Here is a 22,553-nt window from a genome sequence, read left to right as displayed (position 1 = left end):
GTGCCGCTCCCGGAGAATGCCGCAGGGCCCGCCGGGAATGCGGTAGGGGAGCGGATGCGCGGCGCGATAGGCTCGTGGGACGACGATCGGGCGCGCGGGCGGGAGCCGGCCGCACCGACGGGGACAGGCCCCGCAGGGGCCCGGTGACAAGCAGACAAGCGACGAGCAGAGAGCGGTGCACAGTGTCCGGTGGAGAGGTGGCCGGGATTCTCGTGGCCGTCTTCTGGGCGATCCTGGTCTCGTTCCTCGCCGTGGTGCTGGTGAGGCTCGCCCAGACGCTCAAGGCGACCACCAAGCTGGTGGCGGACGTGACCGAACAGGCCGTCCCGCTGCTGGCCGACGCCTCGGCGACGGTACGGTCCGCACAGACCCAGCTGGACAAGGTCGACGCCATCGCGAGCGACGTCCAGGAGGTCACCTCCAACGCCTCCGCGCTCTCCACCACCGTCGCCTCCACCTTCGGCGGCCCGCTCGTCAAGGTCGCCGCGTTCGGCTACGGCGTCCGGCAGGCCCTCGGCCGCCGCACCGCCCCCGAGCCCGAACCGGAACCGGCGCGGAGCCGCTCCTCCCGCCGCACGGTGATCGTCGGCCGGACCGTACCTTCGGCGCGTGGACGTAAGCGCGAACGCCGAAACACCCGCGGACAGAAGGACTGATCCAGCGATGTTCCGCCGCATGTTCTGGTTCACCACCGGCGCAGCCGCCGGTGTCTGGGCCACCACCAAGGTCAACCGCAAGCTCAAGCAGCTGACGCCCGAGAGCCTCGCCGCGCAGGCCGCGGACAAGGCGATCGAGACCGGCCACAAGATCAAGGACTTCGCACTCGACGTCCGCGAGGGAATGGTCCGGCGCGAAGCCGAACTGGGCGGCGCCCTGGGCCTGGAGGCACCGGTCGACCCCGACCTCCCCGTACAGCGGCACTACGCCGTCGAGGCGGCCGAGCCCGCCGCGCACCCGAACACGTACCGCAAGCTCCCCTACAACCCGAACAACCGGAATGAGGACCACTGATGGAGTCGGCTGAAATCCGCCGCCGCTGGCTGAGCTTCTTCGAGGAGCGCGGTCACACCGCCGTGCCTTCGGCGTCGCTCATCGCGGACGACCCGACTCTGCTGCTGGTCCCCGCGGGCATGGTCCCCTTCAAGCCGTACTTCCTCGGCGAGGTCAAGCCGCCCGCCCCGCGCGTCACCAGCGTGCAGAAGTGCGTGCGTACGCCGGACATCGAAGAGGTCGGCAAGACCACCCGCCACGGCACCTTCTTCCAGATGTGCGGCAACTTCTCCTTCGGGGACTACTTCAAGGAAGGCGCCATCCAGCTCGCCTGGGAGGCGCTGACCAACTCCGTCGAGGACGGCGGCTACGGCCTCGACCCCGAGAAGCTCTGGATCACGGTCTACCTCGACGACGACGAGGCCGAGGCCATCTGGCGCGACAAGATCGGCGTCCCCGCCGAGCGCATCCAGCGCCTGGGCAAGAAGGACAACTTCTGGTCTATGGGCGTCCCCGGACCCTGCGGCCCGTGCTCCGAGATCAACTACGACCGCGGCCCCGAGTTCGGCGTCGAGGGCGGCCCCGCCGTCAACGACGAGCGCTACGTGGAGATCTGGAACCTGGTCTTCATGCAGTACGAGCGCGGCGCCGGCGACGGCAAGGAGGACTTCCCGATCCTCGGGGACCTGCCGTCGAAGAACATCGACACCGGTCTCGGCCTGGAACGTCTCGCGATGATCCTCCAGGGCGTGCAGAACATGTACGAGACCGACACCCTGCGCGTCGTCATGGACAAGGCCACCGAGCTGACCGGCGTCCGCTACGGCGCCGAGCAGTCCACCGACGTCTCGCTCCGCGTCGTCGCCGACCACATCCGTACGTCGGTGATGCTCATCGGCGACGGCGTCACCCCCGGCAACGAGGGCCGCGGCTACGTCCTGCGCCGCATCATGCGCCGCGCCATCCGCAACATGCGCCTGATGGGCGCCACCGGCTCGGTCGTCAAGGACCTGGTCGACGTCGTGATCGACACGATGGGGCTCCAGTACCCCGAGCTGATCACCGACCGCAAGCGCATCGAGACGGTCGCGCTCGCCGAGGAGGCCGCCTTCCTCAAGGCCCTCAAGGGCGGCACCAACATCCTGGAGACCGCCGTCACCGAGACCAAGGCCGCCGGCGGCCAGGTCCTCCCGGGCGACAAGGCGTTCCTGCTCCACGACACCTGGGGCTTCCCGATCGACCTGACCCTGGAGATGGCCGCCGAGCAGGGGCTCTCCGTGGACGAGGACGGATTCCGCCGCCTCATGCAGGAGCAGCGCGACAAGGCCAAGGCCGACGCCCGCGCCAAGAAGACCGGCCACGCCGACCTCTCCGCCTACCGCGAGGTCGCCGACAACTCCGGCGCCACCGAGTTCACCGGCTACACCTCCACCGCCGGTGAGTCCACCATCGTCGGCCTGCTGGTCGACGGGGTGCCCTCGCCCGCCGCCACCGAGGGCGACGAGGTCGAGGTCGTCCTCGACCGCACCCCCTTCTACGCCGAGGGCGGCGGCCAGCTCGCCGACACCGGCCGCATCCGGCTGGACACCGGCGCGGTGATCGAGATCCGCGACGTGCAGAAGCCGGTCCCCGGCGTCCACGTCCACAAGGGTGTCGTCCAGGTCGGCGAGGTGACGGTCGGGGCCCCGGTCTTCGCCTCCATCGACTCCACCCGCCGCCGGGCCATCGCCCGCGCCCACAGCGCCACCCACCTCACCCACCAGGCGCTGCGCGACGCGCTCGGCCCGACGGCCGCCCAGGCCGGCTCCGAGAACTCCCCGGGCCGCTTCCGCTTCGACTTCGGTTCGCCCGCCGCCGTTCCCGGCACGGTCCTCACCGACGTGGAGCAGAAGATCAACGAGGTCCTCTCGCGCGAACTCGACGTCCAGGCCGAGGTCATGTCGATCGACGAGGCCAAGAAGCAGGGCGCCATCGCCGAGTTCGGCGAGAAGTACGGCGAGCGGGTCCGGGTCGTCACCATCGGCGACTTCTCCAAGGAGCTGTGCGGCGGCACCCACGTCCACAACACCGCCCAGCTCGGCCTGGTCAAGCTGCTCGGCGAGTCCTCCATCGGCTCCGGCGTACGCCGCATCGAGGCCCTCGTCGGCGTGGACGCGTACAACTTCCTCGCCCGGGAGCACACGGTCGTCGCCCAGCTCCAGGAGCTGGTCAAGGGCCGTCCCGAGGAGCTCCCGGAGAAGATCGCGGGCATGCTCGGCAAGCTGAAGGACGCCGAGAAGGAGATCGAGAAGTTCCGCGCGGAGAAGGTCCTCGCGGCCGCCGCCGGACTGGTCGAGTCCGCCAAGGACGTCCGGGGCGTCGCCCTGGTCACCGGCCAGGTCCCCGACGGCACCTCCGCCGACGACCTGCGCAAGCTGGTCCTGGACGTGCGCGGCCGCATCCAGGGCGGCCGCCCGGCCGTCGTGGCCCTGTTCACCACGGCCAACGGCCGCCCGCTCACCGTCATCGCCACCAACGAGGCCGCCCGCGAGCGCGGACTCAAGGCCGGTGACCTGGTGCGTACGGCCGCCAAGACGCTCGGCGGCGGTGGCGGCGGCAAGCCGGACGTCGCCCAGGGCGGCGGCACGAACCCGGCCGCCATCGGTGACGCGGTCGCCGCAGTCGAACGCCTCGTCACCGAGACGGCGTGACGAGCGGGATGACGCGGATGCGCCGGGGCCGACGGCTCGCCGTCGACGTAGGGGACGCCCGGATCGGGGTCGCCTCGTGCGACCCCGACGGGATCCTGGCCACGCCGGTGGAGACCGTGCCGGGACGCGATGTCCCGGCCGCCCACCGGCGGCTCCGCCAGATCGTCGAGGAGTACGAGCCGATCGAGGTCATCCTCGGTCTGCCGCGCTCCCTCGGCGGTGGCGAGGGCCCCGCGGCAGCCAAGGTCCGCGACTTCGCCCAGGCGTTCGCCCGTTCGATCGCACCCGTTCCGGTGCGGCTGGTGGACGAGAGGATGACCACAGTGACGGCCGCTCAGGGCATGCGCGCCTCGGGCGTGAAGTCCAAGAAGGGCCGATCTGTCATCGACCAGGCTGCCGCTGTGGTGATCCTTCAGAACGCTCTGGAGTCCGAACGGGCGTCAGGCAATCCCCCCGGCGAGGGCGTCGAAGTGGTTGTCTGATCGCGATACGGTAACGTTCCGCGCGATGCGTCGGTGGTTCGAACAAACACCGCACAGCGAAGCGAAGAGACGGAACGTCGTCTCGCGGCTCTAGGGGATCGATGACTGAGTATGGCCGGGGCCCCGGCTCCGAACCGTGGCATCCCGAGGACCCCTTGTACGGGGACCAGGGATGGGGAGGCCGTCAGGCCGCCCACGGCCAGGGCCAGTACGGCGACCAGCAGCAGTCCTATCCGCAGGACCCGTACGCCCAGAACCACCAGCAGCACCAGGACCCCCAGCAGTACCAGCAGCATCAGTACGACCAGCAGCAGTACCCGCAGTACGAGCAGCAGGCGCACCAGCACCAGCAGCAGTACGGCGCGCAGCACCAGGACCCGTACGGCCAGCAGCCTCCCGCCCAGCCGCAGTACGACGGCGGCTGGGACTCCGGTCAGCAGGCCGCCGTGCCGTACGGGGCCGAGCCCCAGGACCCGTACTACGCCCAGCAGCAGGCGGGGTACGGCGAATCGCACGACTACTACGGCACGCCCGATGCCTACCCCCCGCCGCAGCCGCCGGGCCGCCGCGAGGCCGAGCGCCGGCAGCCGGAGCAGCAGAAGCCGTCGACGGACTGGGACCCGGACGAGCCGCAGGAAGAGACGCATCCTTTCTTCACCGGCGCCGACGAGCCCGCCGCCCGCGAGCCCCGCGACGACGACGATGACCCGGACGACGACGCCTCGCGCTCCGCACGGCGGGACCGCGGCGACGGCGAGCGCCGGGGCGGCAAGGGCAAGAAGAAGAGCCGCAACGGCTGCGCCTGCCTGATCGTCTCCCTCGTCCTGGTCGGCGGCCTCGGGGGAGTGTCGTACGTCGGCTACACCTACTGGAAGAAGCAGTTCGGCGCCCCGGCCGACTTCGCGGGGTCGGGCACCGACGAGCAGGTCGAGGTCGAGATCCCCGAGGGGGCGCTCGGCTACGACATCGCGAACATCCTGCGCAAGCAGGGCGTCATCAAGTCCTCCGACGCCTTCGTGGCGGCGCAGAACAGCAACCCCAAGGGCCGGTCGATCCAGGCCGGCGTCTACCTCCTGAAGAAGGAGATGTCGGGGGCCAGCGCGGTGGAGCTGATGCTCGACCCCAAGAGCCAGAACGCCTTCGTGATCCCCGAGGGGACCCGTAACGTCACGGTCTACGCCAAGATCGACGAGCGGCTGGGGCTGGCGAAGGGCACCACGGCGAAGATCGCCAAGACCAAGGCGGAGTCGCTGGGCCTGCCCGACTGGGCGGACGACAACCCGGACGTGAAGGACCCGCTGGAGGGCTTCCTGTACCCGGCGGCCTATCCGGTCGCCAAGGGGTCGAAGCCCGAGGACGCGCTGAAGCGGATGGTCACGCGGGCGAACAAGGAGTACGACAAACTCGACCTGGAAGCCGTCGCCAAGAAGCACAAGCTGGACGGGCCGTGGCAGGTCATCACGGTGGCGAGCCTGGTGCAGGTGGAGGGCAAGACCCACGACGACTTCCGGAAGATGGCCGAGGTCGTCTACAACCGCCTCAAGCCCACCAACACCGAGACGAACCAGCTGCTTCAGTTCGACTCGGCGTTCAACTACCTCAAGAAGCAGAGCAACATCAACATCAGCGAGTCCGAGATCCTCAGCAACAAGGACCCGTACAACACGTACACGCAGAAGGGCCTCACACCGGGGCCCATCAGCAACCCCGGTGCCGATGCGCTCGGCGCGGCCCTGAACCCCACGACGGACGGCTGGCTGTACTTCGTCGCGACGGACGGTCAGCACAAGACCGAGTTCGCCAAGACCTACGACGAGCACCTCAAGCTCAAGGAAAAGTTCGATGCCATCGGTTGAGGCCCGCCGGGCCGCCGTCCTCGGCTCGCCCATCGCCCACTCGCTCTCCCCGGTGCTGCACCGCGCCGCCTACGCCGAGCTGGGCCTCGACCACTGGTCCTACGACCGGTTCGAGGTCGACGAGGCGGCGCTGCCCGGCTTCATCGAGGGGCTGGACCGCTCCTGGGCCGGGCTCTCGCTGACCATGCCGCTCAAGCGGGCGATCATCCCGCTGCTGGACGAGATCAGCCCGACAGCCGCCTCGGTGGAGGCCGTCAACACGGTCGTCTTCACCGGGGACGGCCGCCGGATCGGCGACAACACGGACATCCCCGGCATGATCGCCGCCCTGCGGGAGCGCGGGGTCGAGAAGGTCGAGTCCGCCGCCGTCCTCGGCGCCGGCGCCACCGCCTCCTCCGCCCTCGCCGCGCTCGCGGTCATCTGCGCCGGACCGGTCACCGCCTACGTACGCAGCCGGGAACGCGGCGACGAGATGCGCGGCTGGGGACAGCGCCTCGGCGTGGACGTCAGGGTCGCGGACTGGGCCGAGGGCGCCCGCGCGCTGGAGGCCCCCCTCGTCATCGCCACCACCCCGGCCGGAACGACGGACGCCGTGGCCGCCGACGTACCGCAGAACCCGGGCATCCTCTTCGACGTGCTGTACGAGCCCTGGCCGACGGCGCTGGCCGCCGCCTGGTCGGCGCGCGGCGGCACCGTCGTCGGAGGGCTGGACCTCCTTGTGCACCAGGCGCTGCTCCAGGTCGAGCGGATGACGGGCCGGAGCCCGGCCCCGCTGGCGGCCATGCGGCAGGCCGGGGAAGCCGCGATCGCGTCCCGCTGACACGTTCGACCTGATGAAGTGGTGTCCGGTTCCTGGACCGGCGGCCGGACACCGAGCACAGTCGTGGGAGGATCGACGGCGGCGGGCCGGGGCCGCGCACCCGGTCGTGCCGTCGGATTTTCAGGCGCGAGCATGAGGGAGCACCTTTGAGCAGGTTGCGCTGGCTGACCGCGGGCGAGTCGCACGGCCCCGCACTGGTGGCGACGCTGGAGGGCCTTCCCGCCGGCGTCCCGGTCACGACGGAGATGGTGGCCGAGGCGCTCGCCCGGCGACGGCTCGGTTACGGCCGCGGTGCGCGGATGAAGTTCGAGCAGGACGAGGTCACCTTCCTCGGCGGCGTACGGCACGGTCTCACCATGGGCTCCCCGGTCGCCGTCATGGTCGGCAACACCGAGTGGCCCAAGTGGGAGCAGGTCATGTCGGCCGACCCGGTCGACCCCGACGAGCTGGCCAAGCTGGCCCGTAACGCGCCGCTGACCCGCCCCCGCCCCGGCCACGCCGACCTGGCGGGGATGCAGAAGTACGGCTTCGACGAGGCCCGGCCGGTCCTGGAGCGCGCCAGCGCCCGGGAGACCGCCGCGCGCGTCGCCCTCGGGGCCGTCGCCCGCTCCTACCTCAAGGAGACCGCGGGCATCGAGATCGTCAGCCATGTCGTGGAGCTGGCCGCCGCGAAGGCGCCGTACGGCGTCCACCCGGTCCCCTCCGACGTGGAGAAGCTGGACGCCGACCCGGTCCGCTGCCTGGACGCCGACGCCTCCAAGGCGATGGTGGCCGAGATCGACCAGGCCCACAAGGACGGCGACACCCTCGGCGGAGTCGTCGAGGTGCTGGCGTACGGCGTGCCCGTCGGGCTCGGCTCGCACGTCCACTGGGACCGCCGCCTGGACGCCCGGCTCGCCGCCGCGCTCATGGGTATCCAGGCCATCAAGGGCGTCGAGGTCGGCGACGGCTTCGACCTGGCCCGGGTCCCCGGCTCGAAGGCGCACGACGAGATCGTCGCCGCCGACGACGGCATCAAGCGCACCTCCGGCCGCTCCGGCGGCACCGAGGGCGGGCTCACCACCGGCGAGCTGCTGCGGGTCCGCGCCGCGATGAAGCCCATCGCCACCGTGCCGCGCGCCCTGGCCACCGTGGACGTCGTCACCGGCGAGGCCGCCAAGGCCCACCACCAGCGCTCCGACGTCTGCGCCGTCCCGGCCGCGGGCATCGTCGCGGAGGCGATGGTCGCCCTGGTCCTGGCCGACGCCGTCGCGGAGAAGTTCGGCGGCGACAGCGTGGCCGAGACCCACCGCAACGTCCAGTCGTACCTCGACCACCTCCAGATCCGATGACCGGCCCCCTGGTCGTCCTCGTCGGCCCGATGGGCGTCGGCAAGTCCACCGTCGGCGAACTGCTCGCCGCCCGGCTCGGCACCGGCTACCGGGACACCGACGCGGACGTCGTGGCCGAGGCCGGCAAGCCGATCGCGGAGATCTTCTACGACGAGGGCGAGGAGCACTTCCGGGCCTTGGAGCGCCGGGCCGTCGAAGCGGCCCTCGCCGGACACGCGGGAGTCCTCTCCCTCGGCGGCGGGGCCGTCCTGGACGGGACGACCAGGGAGCTGCTGGCCGGCCGCCCGGTCGTCTACCTCTCCATGGACGTGGACGAGGCCGTCCGCCGCGTCGGGCTCAACACCGCCCGCCCGCTGCTCGCGGTCAACCCGCGCCGGCAGTGGCGCGAGCTGATGGACGCCCGCCGCCCCCTCTACGAAGAGGTCGCCACCGAGGTCGTCACCACCGACGAACGCACCCCCGAAGAGGTCGCCCAGGCGATCATCGACGTACTGGAACTGCCGGAGGGCGCAGCCGCCCCCGGCGTGGAGAACACCGGCATGACAGAGCAGGGCCCCACCCGCATCCAGGTCGCAGGCTCGGCGGGCACCGACCCGTACGAGGTCCTCGTCGGCCACCAGCTCCTCGGCGAGCTGCCCCAGCTCATCGGCGACCGCGCCCAGAGGGTCGCCGTCCTGCACCCCGAGGCGCTCGCCGAGACCGGTGAGGCGGTCCGCCAGGACCTCGCCGACCAGGGGTACGAGGCCATCGCCATCCAGCTGCCCAACGCCGAGGAGGCCAAGACCGTCGAGGTCGCCGCCTACTGCTGGAAGGCGCTCGGCCAGACCGGCTTCACCCGTACCGACGTGATCGTGGGCATCGGCGGCGGTGCCACCACGGACGTCGCCGGGTTCGTCGCGGCCAGCTGGCTGCGCGGGGTGCGCTGGATCGCGATCCCCACCACCGTGCTCGGCATGGTCGACGCGGCCGTCGGCGGCAAGACCGGCATCAACACCGCCGAGGGCAAGAACCTCGTCGGCGCCTTCCACCCGCCCGCCGGGGTCCTCTGCGACCTCGCCGCCCTGGACTCGCTGCCGGTCCACGACTACGTCTCCGGCATGGCCGAGATCATCAAGGCCGGTTTCATCGCCGACCCGGTCATCCTCGACCTGGTCGAGGCCGACCCCGAGGGCGCCCGCACGCCCGCCGGACCGCACACCGCCGAGCTGATCGAGAGGTCGATCCGGGTCAAGGCCGAGGTCGTCTCCAGCGACCTCAAGGAGTCCGGACTCCGCGAGATCCTCAACTACGGCCACACGCTGGGCCACGCCATCGAGAAGAACGAGCGCTACAAGTGGCGCCACGGCGCGGCCGTCTCCATCGGCATGGTCTTCGCCGCCGAGCTGGGCCGCCTCGCCGGACGCCTCGACGACGCCACCGCCGACCGGCACCGCAGCATCCTGGAGTCCGTGGGCCTGCCGCTCACCTACCGGGGCGACCAGTGGCCCAAGCTGCTGGAGAACATGAAGGTCGACAAGAAGTCCCGCGGCGACCTGCTGCGCTTCATCGTCCTGGACGCCCTCGGCAAGCCCACCGTCCTGGAGGGCCCCGATCCGGCCGTGCTGCTCGCCGCCTACGGGGAGGTCTCCGCGTGACCCGCAGGGTCTTCGTCCTGAACGGCCCCAACCTCGGCCGCCTCGGCTCCCGTGAACCCGACGTCTACGGTGCCACCTCCTACACCGGACTCGTCGAGACCTGCACCGCGCTCGGCAAGGAGCTCGGCTTCGACGTCGACGTACGCGAGACGAACGACGAGGGCGAACTGATCCGCTGGCTCCACGAGGCGGCGGACGGTTCGATCCCGGTCGTCATCAACCCGGGCGCCTTCACGCACTACTCGTACGGCATGCGGGACGCGGCCGCCCAGCGCACCGCCCCGCTGATCGAGGTGCACATCTCCAACCCGTACGCCCGCGAGGAGTTCCGGCACACCTCCGTCATCGCCCCGGTGGCCACGGGCACGATCGCCGGATTCGGCATCGGCTCCTACCGGCTCGCCCTGCGCGCCCTCGCCGACGAACTGACGGACTGACAGCCCCCGGGTGCCCACGGGCACTCCGTGCCCTCCCGGGCCGTTCACCCTGAGGCGGCCCGGGAAGGTACGGTAGCCGTCCCATCAGCGTGAGTCGCGGTTACGAGACGGAGTGGCACCGGATGCAGCACGCAGTGGGGGCCCCGCTGCCGCCGCCCCAGGGACCCGGGAACGGGCCCGCGGGCTGGTCGCACCAGGCCCAGCACCCCGGCCACCCCGGACCGCAGGGCCCGCCCCCGATACCCCCGCCGCCCCCCGGCCAGGCCCCGCACGCTCCGGCCCCGGGCCAGGCCCAGCAGCCGCCCGCTCCCGGCCAGGCCCCGCAGCCCCCGGCCCCGGGCCACGCCCCCCAGCCCCAGGCTCCGCAGTACGGCTGGAGCGGCACCGGACCCACTCCGCCGCCTTCCGGCGGCCAGCCCACCGGCCACATCCAGCTGCCCCCCGGCGGCCCGGTGCCGCTGCCCGCACCCCCCGCCGAGCCCGGCACCGGCAGCGCCACGCTCGCCGTGCTGCTGATCGGCCCGGCGGGCGCGGGCAAGACCACCGTGGCCCGGCTCTGGGCGGCCCGCCGCCGGGTGCCCACCGCCCACGTCTCCCTGGATGACGTCCGCGAATGGGTCTGCTCCGGCTTCGCCGACCCGCAGGCAGGCTGGAACGACCACTCCGAGGCCCAGTACCGGCTGGCCCGCCGCACCTGCGGCTTCGCCGCCCGCAACTTCCTCGCCAACGGCATCTCCTGCATCCTCGACGACGCCGTCTTCCCCGACCGCCCCGTCGTCGGCCTCGGCGGCTGGAAGCGCCATGTGGGCCCCGGGCTGCTGCCCGTCGTCCTGCTGCCCGGCCTGGAGATCGTCCTGGAGCGCAACGCCGCCCGCAGCGGCAACCGCAGGCTCTCCGACGAGGAGGTCGCCCGCATCCACGGCCGGATGGCCGGCTGGTACGGCTCCGGGCTCCCGATCATCGACAACTCGACGTACGACGTGGAGACCACCGCCCGCGTCCTGGACGACGTGCTCGCCCGCTCCATCGCCTCCCCGCCCACCTGGTAGCGGCCGGAGTTCAGGCCCCCTCCGGGGAAACGACTGCCTGTTCCGGGGAAAACGACTGCCTATAGGGTGCCGCGGCCGCATACAAGGGCGCTGCGGCACCCCGCCCCCCGGTCGGATGCGCCGGCCGAGCGGGGAGCCGGATTCGTTCGTACGCTCGGAGCATGTCTGAGGTGCACGCCGTCCGACGCGGGCTGCTCCGCGACCGGTGCGCCGCCGCGGGGTCCGCGGCCGCCCTGGTCTCCCGCCCCGCCAACGTCCGCTATCTCGCGGGCGGAGCGCCGCCCGGCGCCGTGCTGCTGCTCGGCCCCGGCGAGGACGTTCTGCTCTGCCCCCGCGCGCCCGTCGGCGACCCCGGCCACGGGCGGCCCGACGAGGCGCTCCGGGTCGATGTGCTGCCCGTCCCGGACGGGGACCCGGTGGTCGAGGCCGCGGGGCTCGCCGCCGCCTCGGGCGCGGACTCGCTCGCCGTGGAGGAGCACGACCTGACCGTGGCCCGGCACCGCGCCATGGGGCAGGCCGCACCGGGCCTCCGGCTGGCCGATCTGGGCTTCACCGTCGAACAGCAGCGGATCGTCAAGGACGAGGAGGAGATCGGCTGTCTGCGCATCGCCGCGGAGATCACCGACCAGGCCCTCGGCGAACTCCTCGAATCGATCCTGGTCGGCCGCACCGAGCGCCATCTCGCGCTGGAGCTGGAGCGCCGCCTGGTCGACCACGGGGCCGACGGCCCCGCCTTCGCCACCTCCGTGGCCACCGGCCCCAACTCCGGCCAGGGGCGGCACCGGCCCTCCGACCGCCGGGTCGAGGAGGGGGATTTCCTCTCCGTCCGGCTGGGCGCCAACTACCACGGCTACCGCTGCGAGATCGGCCGGACCTTCGTCATCGGCACCGCACCCGCCCAGTGGCAGATCGACCTCTATGACCTCGTTTTCGCCGCTCAGCGGGGAGGCAGGGAGGCTCTGGCGCCGGGCGCCGCCTACCGGGACGTGGACCGCGCGGCCCGCCATCCGCTGGAGTCCGCGGGGTACGGAGAGGGCCTCCAGCCGAGGACCGGGCACGGTGTGGGGCTCGAAATCGAGGAGGACCCGCAATTGGCACCGACAGCCATGGGTAAACTGGACGCTTGTGTGCCGGTCACCGTCGAACCGGGGGTCCACCTCCCGGGCCGGGGCGGTGTCCGGATCGATGACACGCTCGTCGTGCGCCCTGAGGCGGACGGCGGACCCGAGCTACTCACCATGACGACCAAGGAACTGCTCGCGCTCTAGCGCGCATCCCCGGTCGTTCCACCAGCTTCAGTCCAGGAGATTCCGCAACCGTGGCTTCCACGAACGACCTCAAGAACGGCCTGGTGCTCAAGCTCGACGGAGGCCAGCTCTGGTCCGTCGTCGAGTTCCAGCACGTCAAGCCCGGCAAGGGCCCCGCCTTCGTGCGCACCAAGCTCAAGAACGTGCTCTCCGGCAAGGTCGTCGACAAGACGTTCAACGCCGGTGTGAAGGTCGATACGGCCACCATTGACCGCCGCGACATGCAGTTCTCGTACATGGACGGCGAGTACTTCGTGTTCATGGACATGGACACGTACGACCAGCTCATGGTCGACCGCAAGGCCGTCGGCAACGCCGCCAACTTCCTGATCGAGGGCTTCACCGCCTCCGTCGCCCAGCACGAGGGCGAGGTGCTCTACGTCGAGCTGCCCGCCGCGGTCGAGTTGACCATCCAGCACACGGACCCGGGCGTCCAGGGCGACCGCTCCACCGGTGGCACCAAGCCCGCCACCCTGGAGACCGGTTACGAGATCGGCGTGCCGCTCTTCATCACCACCGGCGAGAAGATCAAGGTCGACACCCGCACGGGCGACTACCTCGGCCGGGTGAACAGCTAACCGTGGCTGCCCGGAACAAGGCCCGCAAGCGCGCCTTCCAGATCCTCTTCGAGGCCGACCAGCGCGGCGAGTCCGTGCAGAGCGTCCTCGCGGACTGGGTCCGGCACTCGCGGACCGACGACCGTCAGCCGCCGGTCGGCGAATTCACGATGGAGCTGGTCGAGGGGTACGCCCAGTACGCGGACCGAATCGACGACCTCATCGTCACCTATGCCGTGGACTGGGAGATCGACCGCATGCCGGTCGTCGACCGCAGCATCATCCGGCTCGGCGCGTACGAGCTGATCTGGATGGACGAGACCCCGGACGCCGTGGTGATCGACGAGGCGGTCCAGCTCGCCAAGGAGTTCTCCACCGACGACTCCCCGTCGTTCGTGAACGGCATGCTGGCCCGCTTCAAGGACCTCAAGCCGAACCTCCGCCGGGAGCAGTAGCCCCGGAGGCGGGCCGATCGGCCACGCACGCCACGAAGGGCCCACGGTCAGCCGACCGTGGGCCCTTCGGCGTACGGGCCACCCGTACGGACGGAAAACGCCGGGCCGGCGGGGCCCGAAGGCTCCCGCCGGCCCGGCGGCACGTTTCTGCTGATGGGCCCGCCGTGGGCGGCGGACCCGGACCTCTCGGTCTCGGTCTCAGCTCTCGTCGTGGGAGACCGCGCGACGCGCGTCCGCGTCCAGCACGCCCCAGCTGATCAGCTGCTCCGTCAGCACGGACGGCGACTGGTCGTAGATCACGGCGAGGGTGCGCAGGTCGTCCTGGCGGATCGAGAGCACCTTGCCGTTGTAGTCACCGCGCTGGCTCTGGATGGTCGCCGCGTAGCGCTGGAGCGGACCGGCCTTCTCCGGCGGGACATGGGCGAGGCGCTCCAGGTCCAGGACGAGCTTCGGCGGCGGCTCGGCGGCCCCGCCCGGAGTCGTACCGGGCAGCAGCTCCTGCACCGGGACCCCGTAGAAATCCGCCAGCTCGGCGAGGCGCTGTACGGTCACGGCACGGTCGCCGCGCTCGTACGAACCGACCACGACGGCCTTCCAGCGGCCCTGTGACTTCTCCTCCACGCCGTGGAGGGAGAGGCCCTGCTGGGTGCGGATGGCACGGAGTTTGGCCCCGAGCTGTTTTGCGTATTCGCTGGACATATGGCTCCCCGGACGCTGGAACAGTGTGCGGCTCCGCCGCGTGGCTGGTAACTCACTGTGAGGTTACGCAGCGTTACTTGGATGCGTCAAGCCGAATGGTCCGGACCGGCACCTCCAGGGGGCGGGGCCAAGGCCTTACGCAAGCCCTGGTAACGTGGATGACGTAATTTCGACGTCCTTTAAGGTCCGTCCCGTGAGGCGGAGAAGGAGGTCCGTTTCTTATGGACGCACAGCACGACGACACCGGCAACGCGGCGCGCCCCGTTCTCGAGGCCCCCGACATCGCCCGTGTTCTGACCCGTATCGCCCACGAGATCGTCGAACGCGCCAAGGGCGCCGACGACGTGGTGCTGCTCGGCATCCCGACGCGGGGCGTCTTCCTCGCCCGCCGGCTCGCCGACAAACTCGAAGAGATCACCGGCCGGAAGATGCCGGTCGGCTCCCTCGACATCACCATGTACCGCGACGACCTGAGGCTGCGCCCGGCGCGCGCCCTGGCCCGTACGGACATCCCCGGCGAGGGCATCGAGGGGAAGCTGGTCGTCCTCGTCGACGACGTGCTCTTCTCCGGCCGCACGATCCGCGCCGCACTCGACGCGCTCGGCGACATCGGCCGCCCGCGCGCCGTGCAGCTCGCGGTCCTCGTCGACCGCGGTCACCGCGAACTCCCGATCCGCGCCGACTACGTCGGCAAGAACCTCCCCACGTCGCTGCGGGAGACGGTCAGGGTCCAGCTCGCCGAGGAGGACGGCCGCGACGCCGTGCTGCTCGGTGTCCAGCAGGCCGCTCCCGCGGACGCGCAGTAGCCCGAGCCCTCCTGTACGCCCCTTCGGGGGACGTACGGCCCGCTCCTGCGCGCCCGCACGCCTTCAACACTCCTCCAGCCACCGGAGAACCCCAGATGAAGCGCCACCTCATCTCGGCCGCCGACCTCACCCGCGACGACGCCGTCCTGATCCTCGACACCGCCGAGGAGATGGCCCGGGTCGCGGACCGGCCGATCAAGAAGCTTCCCACCCTGCGCGGCCGTACCGTCGTCAACCTCTTCTTCGAGGACTCGACCCGGACCCGTATCTCCTTCGAGGCCGCCGCCAAGCGGCTCTCCGCCGACGTCATCAACTTCTCCGCCAAGGGCTCCTCCGTCTCCAAGGGCGAGTCCCTCAAGGACACCGCGCTGACTCTGGAGGCGATGGGCGCCGATGCCGTCGTCATCCGGCACGGAGCCTCCGGCGCCCCCTACCGGCTCGCCACCTCCGGCTGGATCGACGGGGCCGTGGTCAACGCCGGCGACGGCACCCATGAGCACCCGACCCAGGCCCTGCTGGACGCCTTCACCATGCGGCGCCGCCTCGTCGGGGCCGACGCCGGACTCGGCCGGGACCTCGACGGCCGCCGGATCACCATCGTCGGCGACATCCTGCACAGCCGCGTCGCCCGCTCCAACGTCCATCTGCTCACCACCCTGGGCGCACACGTCACCCTGGTGGCCCCGCCCACCCTGGTGCCCGTCGGCGTCGAACAGTGGCCCTGCGACATCAGCTACAGCCTGGACGACGTGCTCGCGAAGTCCGATGCGGTGATGATGCTGCGTGTGCAGCGCGAACGGATGAACGCCGCCTACTTCCCGACCGAGCGCGAATACTCCCGCCGCTACGGCCTGGACGGCCAGCGCATGGCGAAGATGCCCGAGCACGCCATCGTCATGCACCCCGGCCCGATGGTCCGCGGCATGGAGATCACCGCCGAGGTCGCCGACTCCGACCGCTGCACGGTCGTGGAGCAGGTCGCCAACGGCGTCTCCATCCGGATGGCCGTCCTCTACCTGCTGCTCGGCGGCTCCGACACCGCCCTGTCAGCCCCCACTCGTACCGAGAGCCCCGCCCGTACCGAGGAGACCAAGTAACCATGAGCAAGATCCTTATCCGCGGTGCGCGGATCCTCGGCGGCGAGCCGCAGGACGTGCTGATCGACGGCGAGACCGTCGCCGAGGTGGGCACCGGCATCGAAGCCCCCGAGGGCGGCACCGTCGTCGAGGCGGCGGGCCAGATCCTGCTGCCCGGCCTCGTCGACCTCCACACCCATCTGCGCGAGCCCGGCCGCGAGGACTCCGAGACCGTCCTCACCGGCACCCGGGCAGCGGCGGCGGGCGGCTTCACCGCCGTCCACGCCATGGCCAACACCTTCCCCGTCGCCGACACCGCCGGCGTCGTGGAGCAGGTCTGGCGCCTGGGCAAGGAGTCCGGCTACTGCGACGTCCAGCCCGTCGGCGCCGTCACCGTCGGGCTGGAGGGCAAGCAGCTCGCCGAGCTCGGCGCGATGCACGACTCGGCCGCGGGAGTGAAGGTCTTCTCCGACGACGGCAAGTGCGTCGACGACGCGGTCATCATGCGCCGCGCCCTGGAGTACGTGAAGGCCTTCGACGGCGTCGTCGCCCAGCACGCCCAGGAGCCCCGCCTCACCGAGGGCGCCCAGATGAACGAGGGCATCGTCTCCGCCGAACTCGGCCTCGGCGGCTGGCCCGCCGTCGCCGAGGAGTCGATCATCGCCCGCGACGTCCTCCTCGCCGCCCACGTCGGCTCCCGCGTCCACATCTGCCACCTCTCCACCGCCGGTTCCGTGGAGATCGTCCGCTGGGCCAAGTCCAAGGGCTGGAACGTCACGGCCGAGGTCACCCCGCACCACCTCCTCCTCACCGACGAGCTGGTCCGCTCGTACAACCCGGTCTACAAGGTGAACCCGCCGCTGCGCACCGAGGCCGACGTCATGGCCCTGCGCGAGGCGCTCGCCGACGGCACCATCGACTGCGTCGCCACCGACCACGCCCCGCACCCGCACGAGGACAAGGACTGCGAGTGGGCGGCGGCCGCCATGGGCATGGTGGGCCTGGAGACCGCGCTCTCCGTCGTCCAGCAGACGATGGTGGACACCGGCCTGATCGACTGGGCGGGCGTCGCCGACCGCATGTCGTTCCGCCCCGCGGCCATCGGCCGCCTCGAAGGACACGGCCGCCCCGTCTCGGCGGGTGAGCCCGCCAACCTCACGCTGGTCGATCCGGCATACCGTGGAGCCGTGGACCCCGCGGGCTTCGCGTCCCGCAGCCGAAACACCCCCTACGAGGGGCGTGAGCTGCCGGGCCGCGTCACCCATACCTTCCTGCGGGGCCGTGCCACGGTCGTCGACGGGAAGCTCGCGTGACAACTCTTACCCCCCTGTACCTCCTGGCCGCCGAGCAGAAGTCGGCGGAAGTGACGGACTGGTCCGCCCGCATCGCCTGGGTGATCGGCCTGCTGGTCTTCATCGCCCTCGTCTACTGGCTGATGCGCCAGGGCTGGAAGTGGCGCGGAAGCCTCCAGTCTGACCTGCCCGAGCTCGCGGCCGCCCCCGAGGGCTTCGCCGACGACGAGGTGCTCCTGACGCTCACCGGGCGCTACCACGCCTCCACCACCGCCGGGCAGTGGCTGGACCGCATCGTCGCCCACGGCCTCGGCACCCGCAGCCGCACCGAGCTCACGCTCACCGCTCACGGCCTGAACGTCGTACGCCCCGGCGCCGACGACTTCTTCATCCCGGCCGAGGCCCTGCGCGAGGCCCGCCTCGACAAGGCGCTCGCAGGCAAGGTCCTCCCCGAGGGCGGCCTGCTGATCATCACCTGGGCGCACGGCGAGACCCGGATCGACTCCGGCTTCCGCTCCGACCACGCGGCCGAGCACCAGGCCTGGGTCGACGCCGTCAACCACCTCACCAGCACCACTACGGAAGGCACCGCACGATGACGATCTCCACCCGGGGGGCCCAGGCTCCCGCCGTACTCGTCCTGGAGGACGGCCGTGTGTTCCACGGTCGTGCTTATGGGGCCGTGGGGGAGACCTTCGGTGAGGCGGTGTTCTCGACCGGGATGACCGGTTACCAGGAAACGCTGACTGACCCGTCGTATCACCGTCAGGTGGTGGTGATGACGGCCCCGCACGTGGGCAACACCGGTGTGAATGATGAGGATCCGGAGTCGGCGCGGATCTGGGTGTCGGGGTATGTGGTCCGTGACCCTGCGCGGAAGCCGTCCAACTGGCGCTCGCAGCGGACGCTGGACGAGGAGTTGGTGGCCCAGGGCGTCGTCGGGATCAGCGGCGTCGATACGCGTGCGCTGACCCGGCATCTGCGGGAGCGCGGGGCGATGCGGGTGGGCATCTTCTCGGGGAACGCGGTCGCGGATGAGGGGACGCTGCTGGCCCGCGTCCGTCAGGCCCCGGAGATGACGGGTGCGGACCTGTCGGCTGAGGTCGCCACCAAGGAGGCGTACGTCGTTCCCGCGATCGGGGCGAAGAAGTTCACGGTCGCGGCGGTGGATCTGGGGATCAAGGGGATGACGCCGCACCGGATGGCGGAGCGGGGTATCGAGGTGCATGTGCTGCCCGCGACGGCCACTTTGGATGAGGTGTATGCGGTCAAGCCGGATGGCGTCTTCTTCTCCAACGGCCCGGGCGACCCGTCGACCGCCGACCACCCGGTCGCTCTCATGCGGGGTGTCCTGGAGCGGTCCACGCCCCTTTTCGGCATCTGTTTCGGGAACCAGATCCTGGGACGGGCGCTGGGTTTTGGTACGTATAAGTTGAAGTACGGGCATCGGGGGATCAATCAGCCGGTGCAGGACCGCACCACGGGCAAGGTCGAGGTGACCGCGCACAACCATGGCTTCGCCGTCGACGCCCCCTTGGACAAGGTCTCCGACACGGAGTTCGGCCGCGCCGAGGTGTCCCATGTCTGCCTGAACGACCAGGTGGTGGAGGGTCTCCAGCTCCTGGACCGCCCCGCCTTCAGCGTGCAGTACCACCCGGAGGCGGCCGCCGGCCCGCACGATGCCGCGTATTTGTTCGATCGTTTCGTTTCTCTGATGGAGGGCCAGCGTGCCTAAGCGCTCCGATATCCAGTCCGTCCTGGTCATCGGCTCGGGTCCGATCGTCATCGGCCAGGCCGCCGAGTTCGACTATTCCGGTACCCAGGCCTGCCGCGTCCTGAAGGCGGAGGGGTTGCGGGTCATTCTGGTGAACTCCAACCCGGCCACGATCATGACCGACCCCGAGATCGCCGATGCCACCTATGTGGAGCCGATCACCCCGGAGTTCGTCGAGAAGATCATCGCGAAGGAGCGCCCTGACGCCCTCCTGCCCACCCTGGGCGGCCAGACCGCGCTGAACACGGCGATCTCCATGCACGAGCAGGGGGTGCTGGAGAAGTACGGTGTCGAACTGATCGGCGCGAATGTGGAGGCGATCAACAAGGGCGAGGACCGCGACCTGTTCAAGGGCGTCGTGGAGGCGGTGAAGGCGAAGATCGGCTACGGCGAGTCCGCCCGCTCGGTGATCTGCCACTCCATGGACGACGTCATCAAGGGCGTTGACACCCTCGGCGGCTACCCCGTCGTCGTGCGCCCCTCCTTCACCATGGGCGGCGCGGGCTCCGGCTTCGCCCACGACGAGGAGGAACTGCGCCGCATCGCCGGCCAGGGCCTCACCCTCTCTCCGACCACCGAGGTGCTCCTGGAGGAGTCGATCCTGGGGTGGAAGGAGTATGAGCTGGAGCTGATGCGGGACAAGAACGACAATGTCGTGGTCGTCTGTTCCATCGAGAACTTCGACCCCATGGGCGTCCACACCGGCGACTCCATCACCGTCGCCCCCGCCATGACCCTCACCGACCGCGAGTACCAGCGGCTCCGCGATGTGGGTATCGCGATCATCCGCGAGGTGGGCGTCGACACCGGTGGCTGCAACATCCAGTTCGCCATCGACCCCACCGACGGGCGGGTCATCGTGATCGAGATGAACCCGCGGGTTTCCCGCTCCTCCGCCCTCGCCTCCAAGGCCACCGGTTTCCCGATCGCCAAGATCGCCGCGAAGCTGGCGGTGGGGTACACGCTGGATGAGATTCCGAACGACATCACGGAGAAGACCCCGGCCTCGTTCGAGCCGACTCTCGACTATGTGGTGGTGAAGGCTCCGCGGTTCGCGTTCGAGAAGTTCCCCTCCGCCGACTCGACCCTGACGACGACGATGAAGTCGGTGGGCGAGGCGATGGCGATCGGCCGGAACTTCACCGAAGCCCTCCAGAAAGCGCTGCGCTCGCTGGAGAAGAAGGGCTCCCAGTTCGCCTTCACCGGCCCCACCGGGGACAAGAAGGAGTTGCTGGAAGAGGCCGTACGCCCCACGGACGGTCGGATCAACACCGTCATGCAGGCGATCCGGGCCGGTGCGACGCAGGAGGAGGTTTTCGAGGCGACGAAGATCGACCCCTGGTTCGTCGATCAGCTTTTCCTGGTCAAGGAGTACGCGGACGAGCTGGCCGCTGCGGACAAGCTGGAGCCTGAGCTGCTGGCCGAGGCGAAGCGGCACGGGTTCTCCGACGCCCAGATCGGTGAGATCCGCGGCCTGCGCGAGGATGTGGTGCGCGAGGTGCGGCATGCGCTGGGGATCCGGCCGGTGTACAAGACGGTGGATACGTGTGCGGCGGAGTTCGCGGCGAAGACGCCGTACTTCTACTCCTCCTACGACGAGGAGTCCGAGGTCGCCCCCCGCACCAAGCCCGCGGTGATCATTCTGGGGTCGGGGCCGAACCGGATCGGGCAGGGCATCGAGTTCGACTACTCCTGCGTCCACGCCTCCTTCGCGCTGTCGGATGCGGGGTACGAGACGGTGATGGTCAACTGCAACCCGGAGACGGTCTCCACGGACTACGACACCTCCGACCGGCTCTACTTCGAGCCGCTCACCCTGGAGGACGTCCTGGAGATCGTCCACGCCGAATCCCTGGCCGGTCCGATCGCCGGGGTCATCGTGCAGCTGGGTGGTCAGACGCCGCTGGGTCTGGCGCAGGCGCTGAAGGACAACGGGGTGCCCGTCGTCGGCACGTCCCCGGAGGCGATCCACGCGGCCGAGGACCGTGGCGCGTTCGGCCAGGTCCTCGCCGAGGCAGGGCTTCCGGCCCCGAAGCACGGGACGGCGACCACGTTCGCCGGGGCGAAGGCGATCGCGGACGAGATCGGCTACCCGGTCCTGGTCCGGCCGTCCTATGTGCTGGGCGGGCGGGGTATGGAGATCGTGTACGACGAGGCCCGCCTGGCCTCCTACATCTCCGAGTCCACCGAGATCAGCCCCACCCGCCCCGTCCTGGTCGACCGGTTCCTGGACGATGCGATCGAGATCGATGTCGATGCGTTGTACGACGGCACCGAGCTCTACCTGGGCGGTGTCATGGAACACATCGAAGAGGCCGGCATCCACTCCGGCGACTCCGCCTGTGCCCTGCCCCCGATCACTTTGGGCGGGTTCGACATCAAGCGGCTGCGCGCCTCCACCGAGGCCATCGCGCGTGGTGTCGGGGTGCGGGGGCTGATCAACATCCAGTTCGCGCTGTCCGGGGACATCCTCTACGTCCTGGAGGCCAACCCCCGCGCCTCGCGCACGGTTCCCTTCACCTCCAAGGCGACCGCTGTTCCCCTGGCCAAGGCCGCCGCCCGGATCTCCCTGGGCGCGACCGTCGCCGAACTCCGCACCGAAGGCCTCCTGCCCAAGACCGGTGACGGCGGCACCCTGCCGCTGGACGCGCCGATCTCCGTCAAGGAAGCCGTGATGCCCTGGTCGAGGTTCCGGGACATCCACGGGCGGGGTGTGGACACGGTGCTGGGGCCGGAGATGCGCTCCACCGGTGAGGTGATGGGTATCGACTCCGTCTTCGGGACCGCGTACGCCAAGTCGCAGGCCGGGGCCTACGGGCCGCTGCCCACCACCGGGCGGGCGTTCATCTCGGTGGCGAACCGGGACAAGCGCTCGATGATCTTCCCGGCGCGTGAGCTGGTCGCGCACGGGTTCGAGCTGATGGCCACCTCCGGCACCGCCGAGGTCCTCAAGCGCAACGGGATCAACGCCACCATCGTGCGCAAGCAGTCCGAAGGGGAGGGCCCGAGCGGGGAGAAGACGATCGTCCAGCTCATCCATGACGGGCAGGTCGACCTCATCGTCAACACCCCCTACGGCACCGGCGGCCGCCTCGACGGGTACGAGATCCGCACCGCCGCCGTCGCCCGCTCCGTCCCGTGCCTGACCACGGTCCAGGCACTCGCCGCGGCCGTCCAGGGCATCGACGCCCTCAACGGCGGCGACGTCGGCGTCCGCTCCCTCCAAGAACACGCCGAGCATCTGACGGCGACGCGCGACTAGCAGCCCAGCAGGGGGACACCGGAAACGGTGTCCCCC

Annotated in this window: 20 protein-coding genes; 19 read left to right on the top strand and 1 reads right to left on the bottom strand. The window is 70.6% G+C overall.

The window, feature by feature from the left end; genetic code table 11:
* Positions 1-197: 197 nt before the first annotated feature.
* From GTY67_RS03875 to nusB, 13 genes are all read left to right on the top strand, one after another.
* On the top strand, positions 198-656 hold the full coding sequence (locus tag GTY67_RS03875) for a DUF948 domain-containing protein (protein WP_093692836.1): 459 nt from the start codon (positions 198-200) through the stop codon (positions 654-656).
* Positions 657-663: 7 nt separating this feature from the next.
* Positions 664-1,011, top strand: a complete 348-nt coding sequence (locus tag GTY67_RS03870) for a DUF6167 family protein (protein ID WP_161277786.1) — start codon at positions 664-666, stop codon at positions 1,009-1,011.
* A complete protein-coding gene (gene alaS, locus GTY67_RS03865) occupies positions 1,011-3,680 on the top strand; it encodes an alanine--tRNA ligase (RefSeq protein WP_093692838.1) in 2,670 nt (889 codons plus the stop codon). The genes GTY67_RS03870 and alaS overlap by 1 nt, the downstream gene beginning before the upstream one ends.
* Positions 3,681-3,688: 8 nt before the next feature.
* Positions 3,689-4,162 carry a Holliday junction resolvase RuvX gene (gene ruvX, locus GTY67_RS03860; protein ID WP_176727551.1) on the top strand — a complete coding sequence of 158 codons (474 nt, stop codon included), beginning with the start codon at positions 3,689-3,691 and terminating at the stop codon, positions 4,160-4,162.
* 101 nt (positions 4,163-4,263) lie between these two features.
* Positions 4,264-6,018, top strand: coding sequence for an endolytic transglycosylase MltG (mltG, locus tag GTY67_RS03855; protein ID WP_161277785.1), 1,755 nt, complete (start codon positions 4,264-4,266; stop codon positions 6,016-6,018).
* Positions 6,005-6,838 (top strand): shikimate dehydrogenase, encoded by an 834-nt coding sequence (locus tag GTY67_RS03850; RefSeq protein ID WP_161277784.1) that lies wholly within the window; start codon positions 6,005-6,007, stop codon positions 6,836-6,838. Before mltG ends, GTY67_RS03850 begins: the two co-directional genes overlap by 14 nt.
* Before the next feature lie 146 nt (positions 6,839-6,984).
* The gene (gene aroC, locus GTY67_RS03845; RefSeq protein ID WP_161277783.1) at positions 6,985-8,169 is read left to right on the top strand and encodes a chorismate synthase; all 1,185 of its coding nucleotides are present in this window, start codon (positions 6,985-6,987) and stop codon (positions 8,167-8,169) included.
* Positions 8,166-9,803, top strand: a complete 1,638-nt coding sequence (aroB, locus tag GTY67_RS03840; protein WP_161277782.1) for a 3-dehydroquinate synthase — start codon at positions 8,166-8,168, stop codon at positions 9,801-9,803. The genes aroC and aroB overlap by 4 nt, the downstream gene beginning before the upstream one ends.
* Positions 9,800-10,240, top strand: coding sequence for a type II 3-dehydroquinate dehydratase (gene aroQ, locus GTY67_RS03835; RefSeq protein WP_093692844.1), 441 nt, complete (start codon positions 9,800-9,802; stop codon positions 10,238-10,240). The genes aroB and aroQ overlap by 4 nt, the downstream gene beginning before the upstream one ends.
* A gap of 122 nt (positions 10,241-10,362) precedes the next feature.
* Complete coding sequence (locus GTY67_RS03830; RefSeq protein WP_161277781.1) at positions 10,363-11,289, top strand: Pro-rich N-terminal domain-containing protein; 927 nt, start codon at positions 10,363-10,365, stop codon at positions 11,287-11,289.
* 161 nt (positions 11,290-11,450) lie between these two features.
* The gene (locus tag GTY67_RS03825) at positions 11,451-12,557 is read left to right on the top strand and encodes a M24 family metallopeptidase (RefSeq protein WP_093692846.1); all 1,107 of its coding nucleotides are present in this window, start codon (positions 11,451-11,453) and stop codon (positions 12,555-12,557) included.
* A gap of 50 nt (positions 12,558-12,607) precedes the next feature.
* Positions 12,608-13,174, top strand: a complete 567-nt coding sequence (gene efp / locus GTY67_RS03820; RefSeq protein WP_093692847.1) for an elongation factor P — start codon at positions 12,608-12,610, stop codon at positions 13,172-13,174.
* A 2-nt stretch (positions 13,175-13,176) separates the two neighbouring features.
* On the top strand, positions 13,177-13,608 hold the full coding sequence (gene nusB, locus GTY67_RS03815; protein WP_015607359.1) for a transcription antitermination factor NusB: 432 nt from the start codon (positions 13,177-13,179) through the stop codon (positions 13,606-13,608).
* 198 nt (positions 13,609-13,806) lie between these two features.
* On the opposite strand, the gene bldD is transcribed toward nusB, so the two are convergent.
* Positions 13,807-14,307 carry a transcriptional regulator BldD gene (gene bldD, locus GTY67_RS03810; protein ID WP_006123181.1) on the bottom strand — a complete coding sequence of 167 codons (501 nt, stop codon included), beginning with the start codon at positions 14,305-14,307 and terminating at the stop codon, positions 13,807-13,809.
* 221 nt (positions 14,308-14,528) lie between these two features.
* Between bldD and pyrR the strand changes: the two genes are divergently transcribed.
* From pyrR to carB, 6 genes are all read left to right on the top strand, one after another.
* Positions 14,529-15,113: a bifunctional pyr operon transcriptional regulator/uracil phosphoribosyltransferase PyrR gene (gene pyrR, locus GTY67_RS03805; protein ID WP_161277780.1), complete on the top strand. Its 585-nt coding sequence runs from the start codon at positions 14,529-14,531 to the stop codon at positions 15,111-15,113.
* 95 nt (positions 15,114-15,208) lie between these two features.
* Entirely contained in the window at positions 15,209-16,210 is a 1,002-nt protein-coding gene (locus GTY67_RS03800) for an aspartate carbamoyltransferase catalytic subunit (RefSeq protein ID WP_161277779.1), read from the top strand.
* A gap of 2 nt (positions 16,211-16,212) precedes the next feature.
* Complete coding sequence (locus tag GTY67_RS03795) at positions 16,213-17,502, top strand: dihydroorotase (RefSeq protein ID WP_161277778.1); 1,290 nt, start codon at positions 16,213-16,215, stop codon at positions 17,500-17,502.
* Positions 17,499-18,080 (top strand): hypothetical protein, encoded by a 582-nt coding sequence (locus GTY67_RS03790; protein WP_161277777.1) that lies wholly within the window; start codon positions 17,499-17,501, stop codon positions 18,078-18,080. The genes GTY67_RS03795 and GTY67_RS03790 overlap by 4 nt, the downstream gene beginning before the upstream one ends.
* On the top strand, positions 18,077-19,216 hold the full coding sequence (carA, locus tag GTY67_RS03785) for a glutamine-hydrolyzing carbamoyl-phosphate synthase small subunit (RefSeq protein WP_161277776.1): 1,140 nt from the start codon (positions 18,077-18,079) through the stop codon (positions 19,214-19,216). The genes GTY67_RS03790 and carA overlap by 4 nt, the downstream gene beginning before the upstream one ends.
* Positions 19,209-22,517, top strand: coding sequence for a carbamoyl-phosphate synthase large subunit (gene carB / locus GTY67_RS03780; RefSeq protein ID WP_161277775.1), 3,309 nt, complete (start codon positions 19,209-19,211; stop codon positions 22,515-22,517). Before carA ends, carB begins: the two co-directional genes overlap by 8 nt.
* Positions 22,518-22,553 lie beyond the last annotated feature (36 nt).

The sequence above is a fragment of the Streptomyces sp. SID8374 genome (assembly GCF_009865135.1).
Taxonomy (GTDB): domain Bacteria; phylum Actinomycetota; class Actinomycetes; order Streptomycetales; family Streptomycetaceae; genus Streptomyces.
This window is presented reverse-complemented; position numbering and strand designations above follow the sequence as displayed.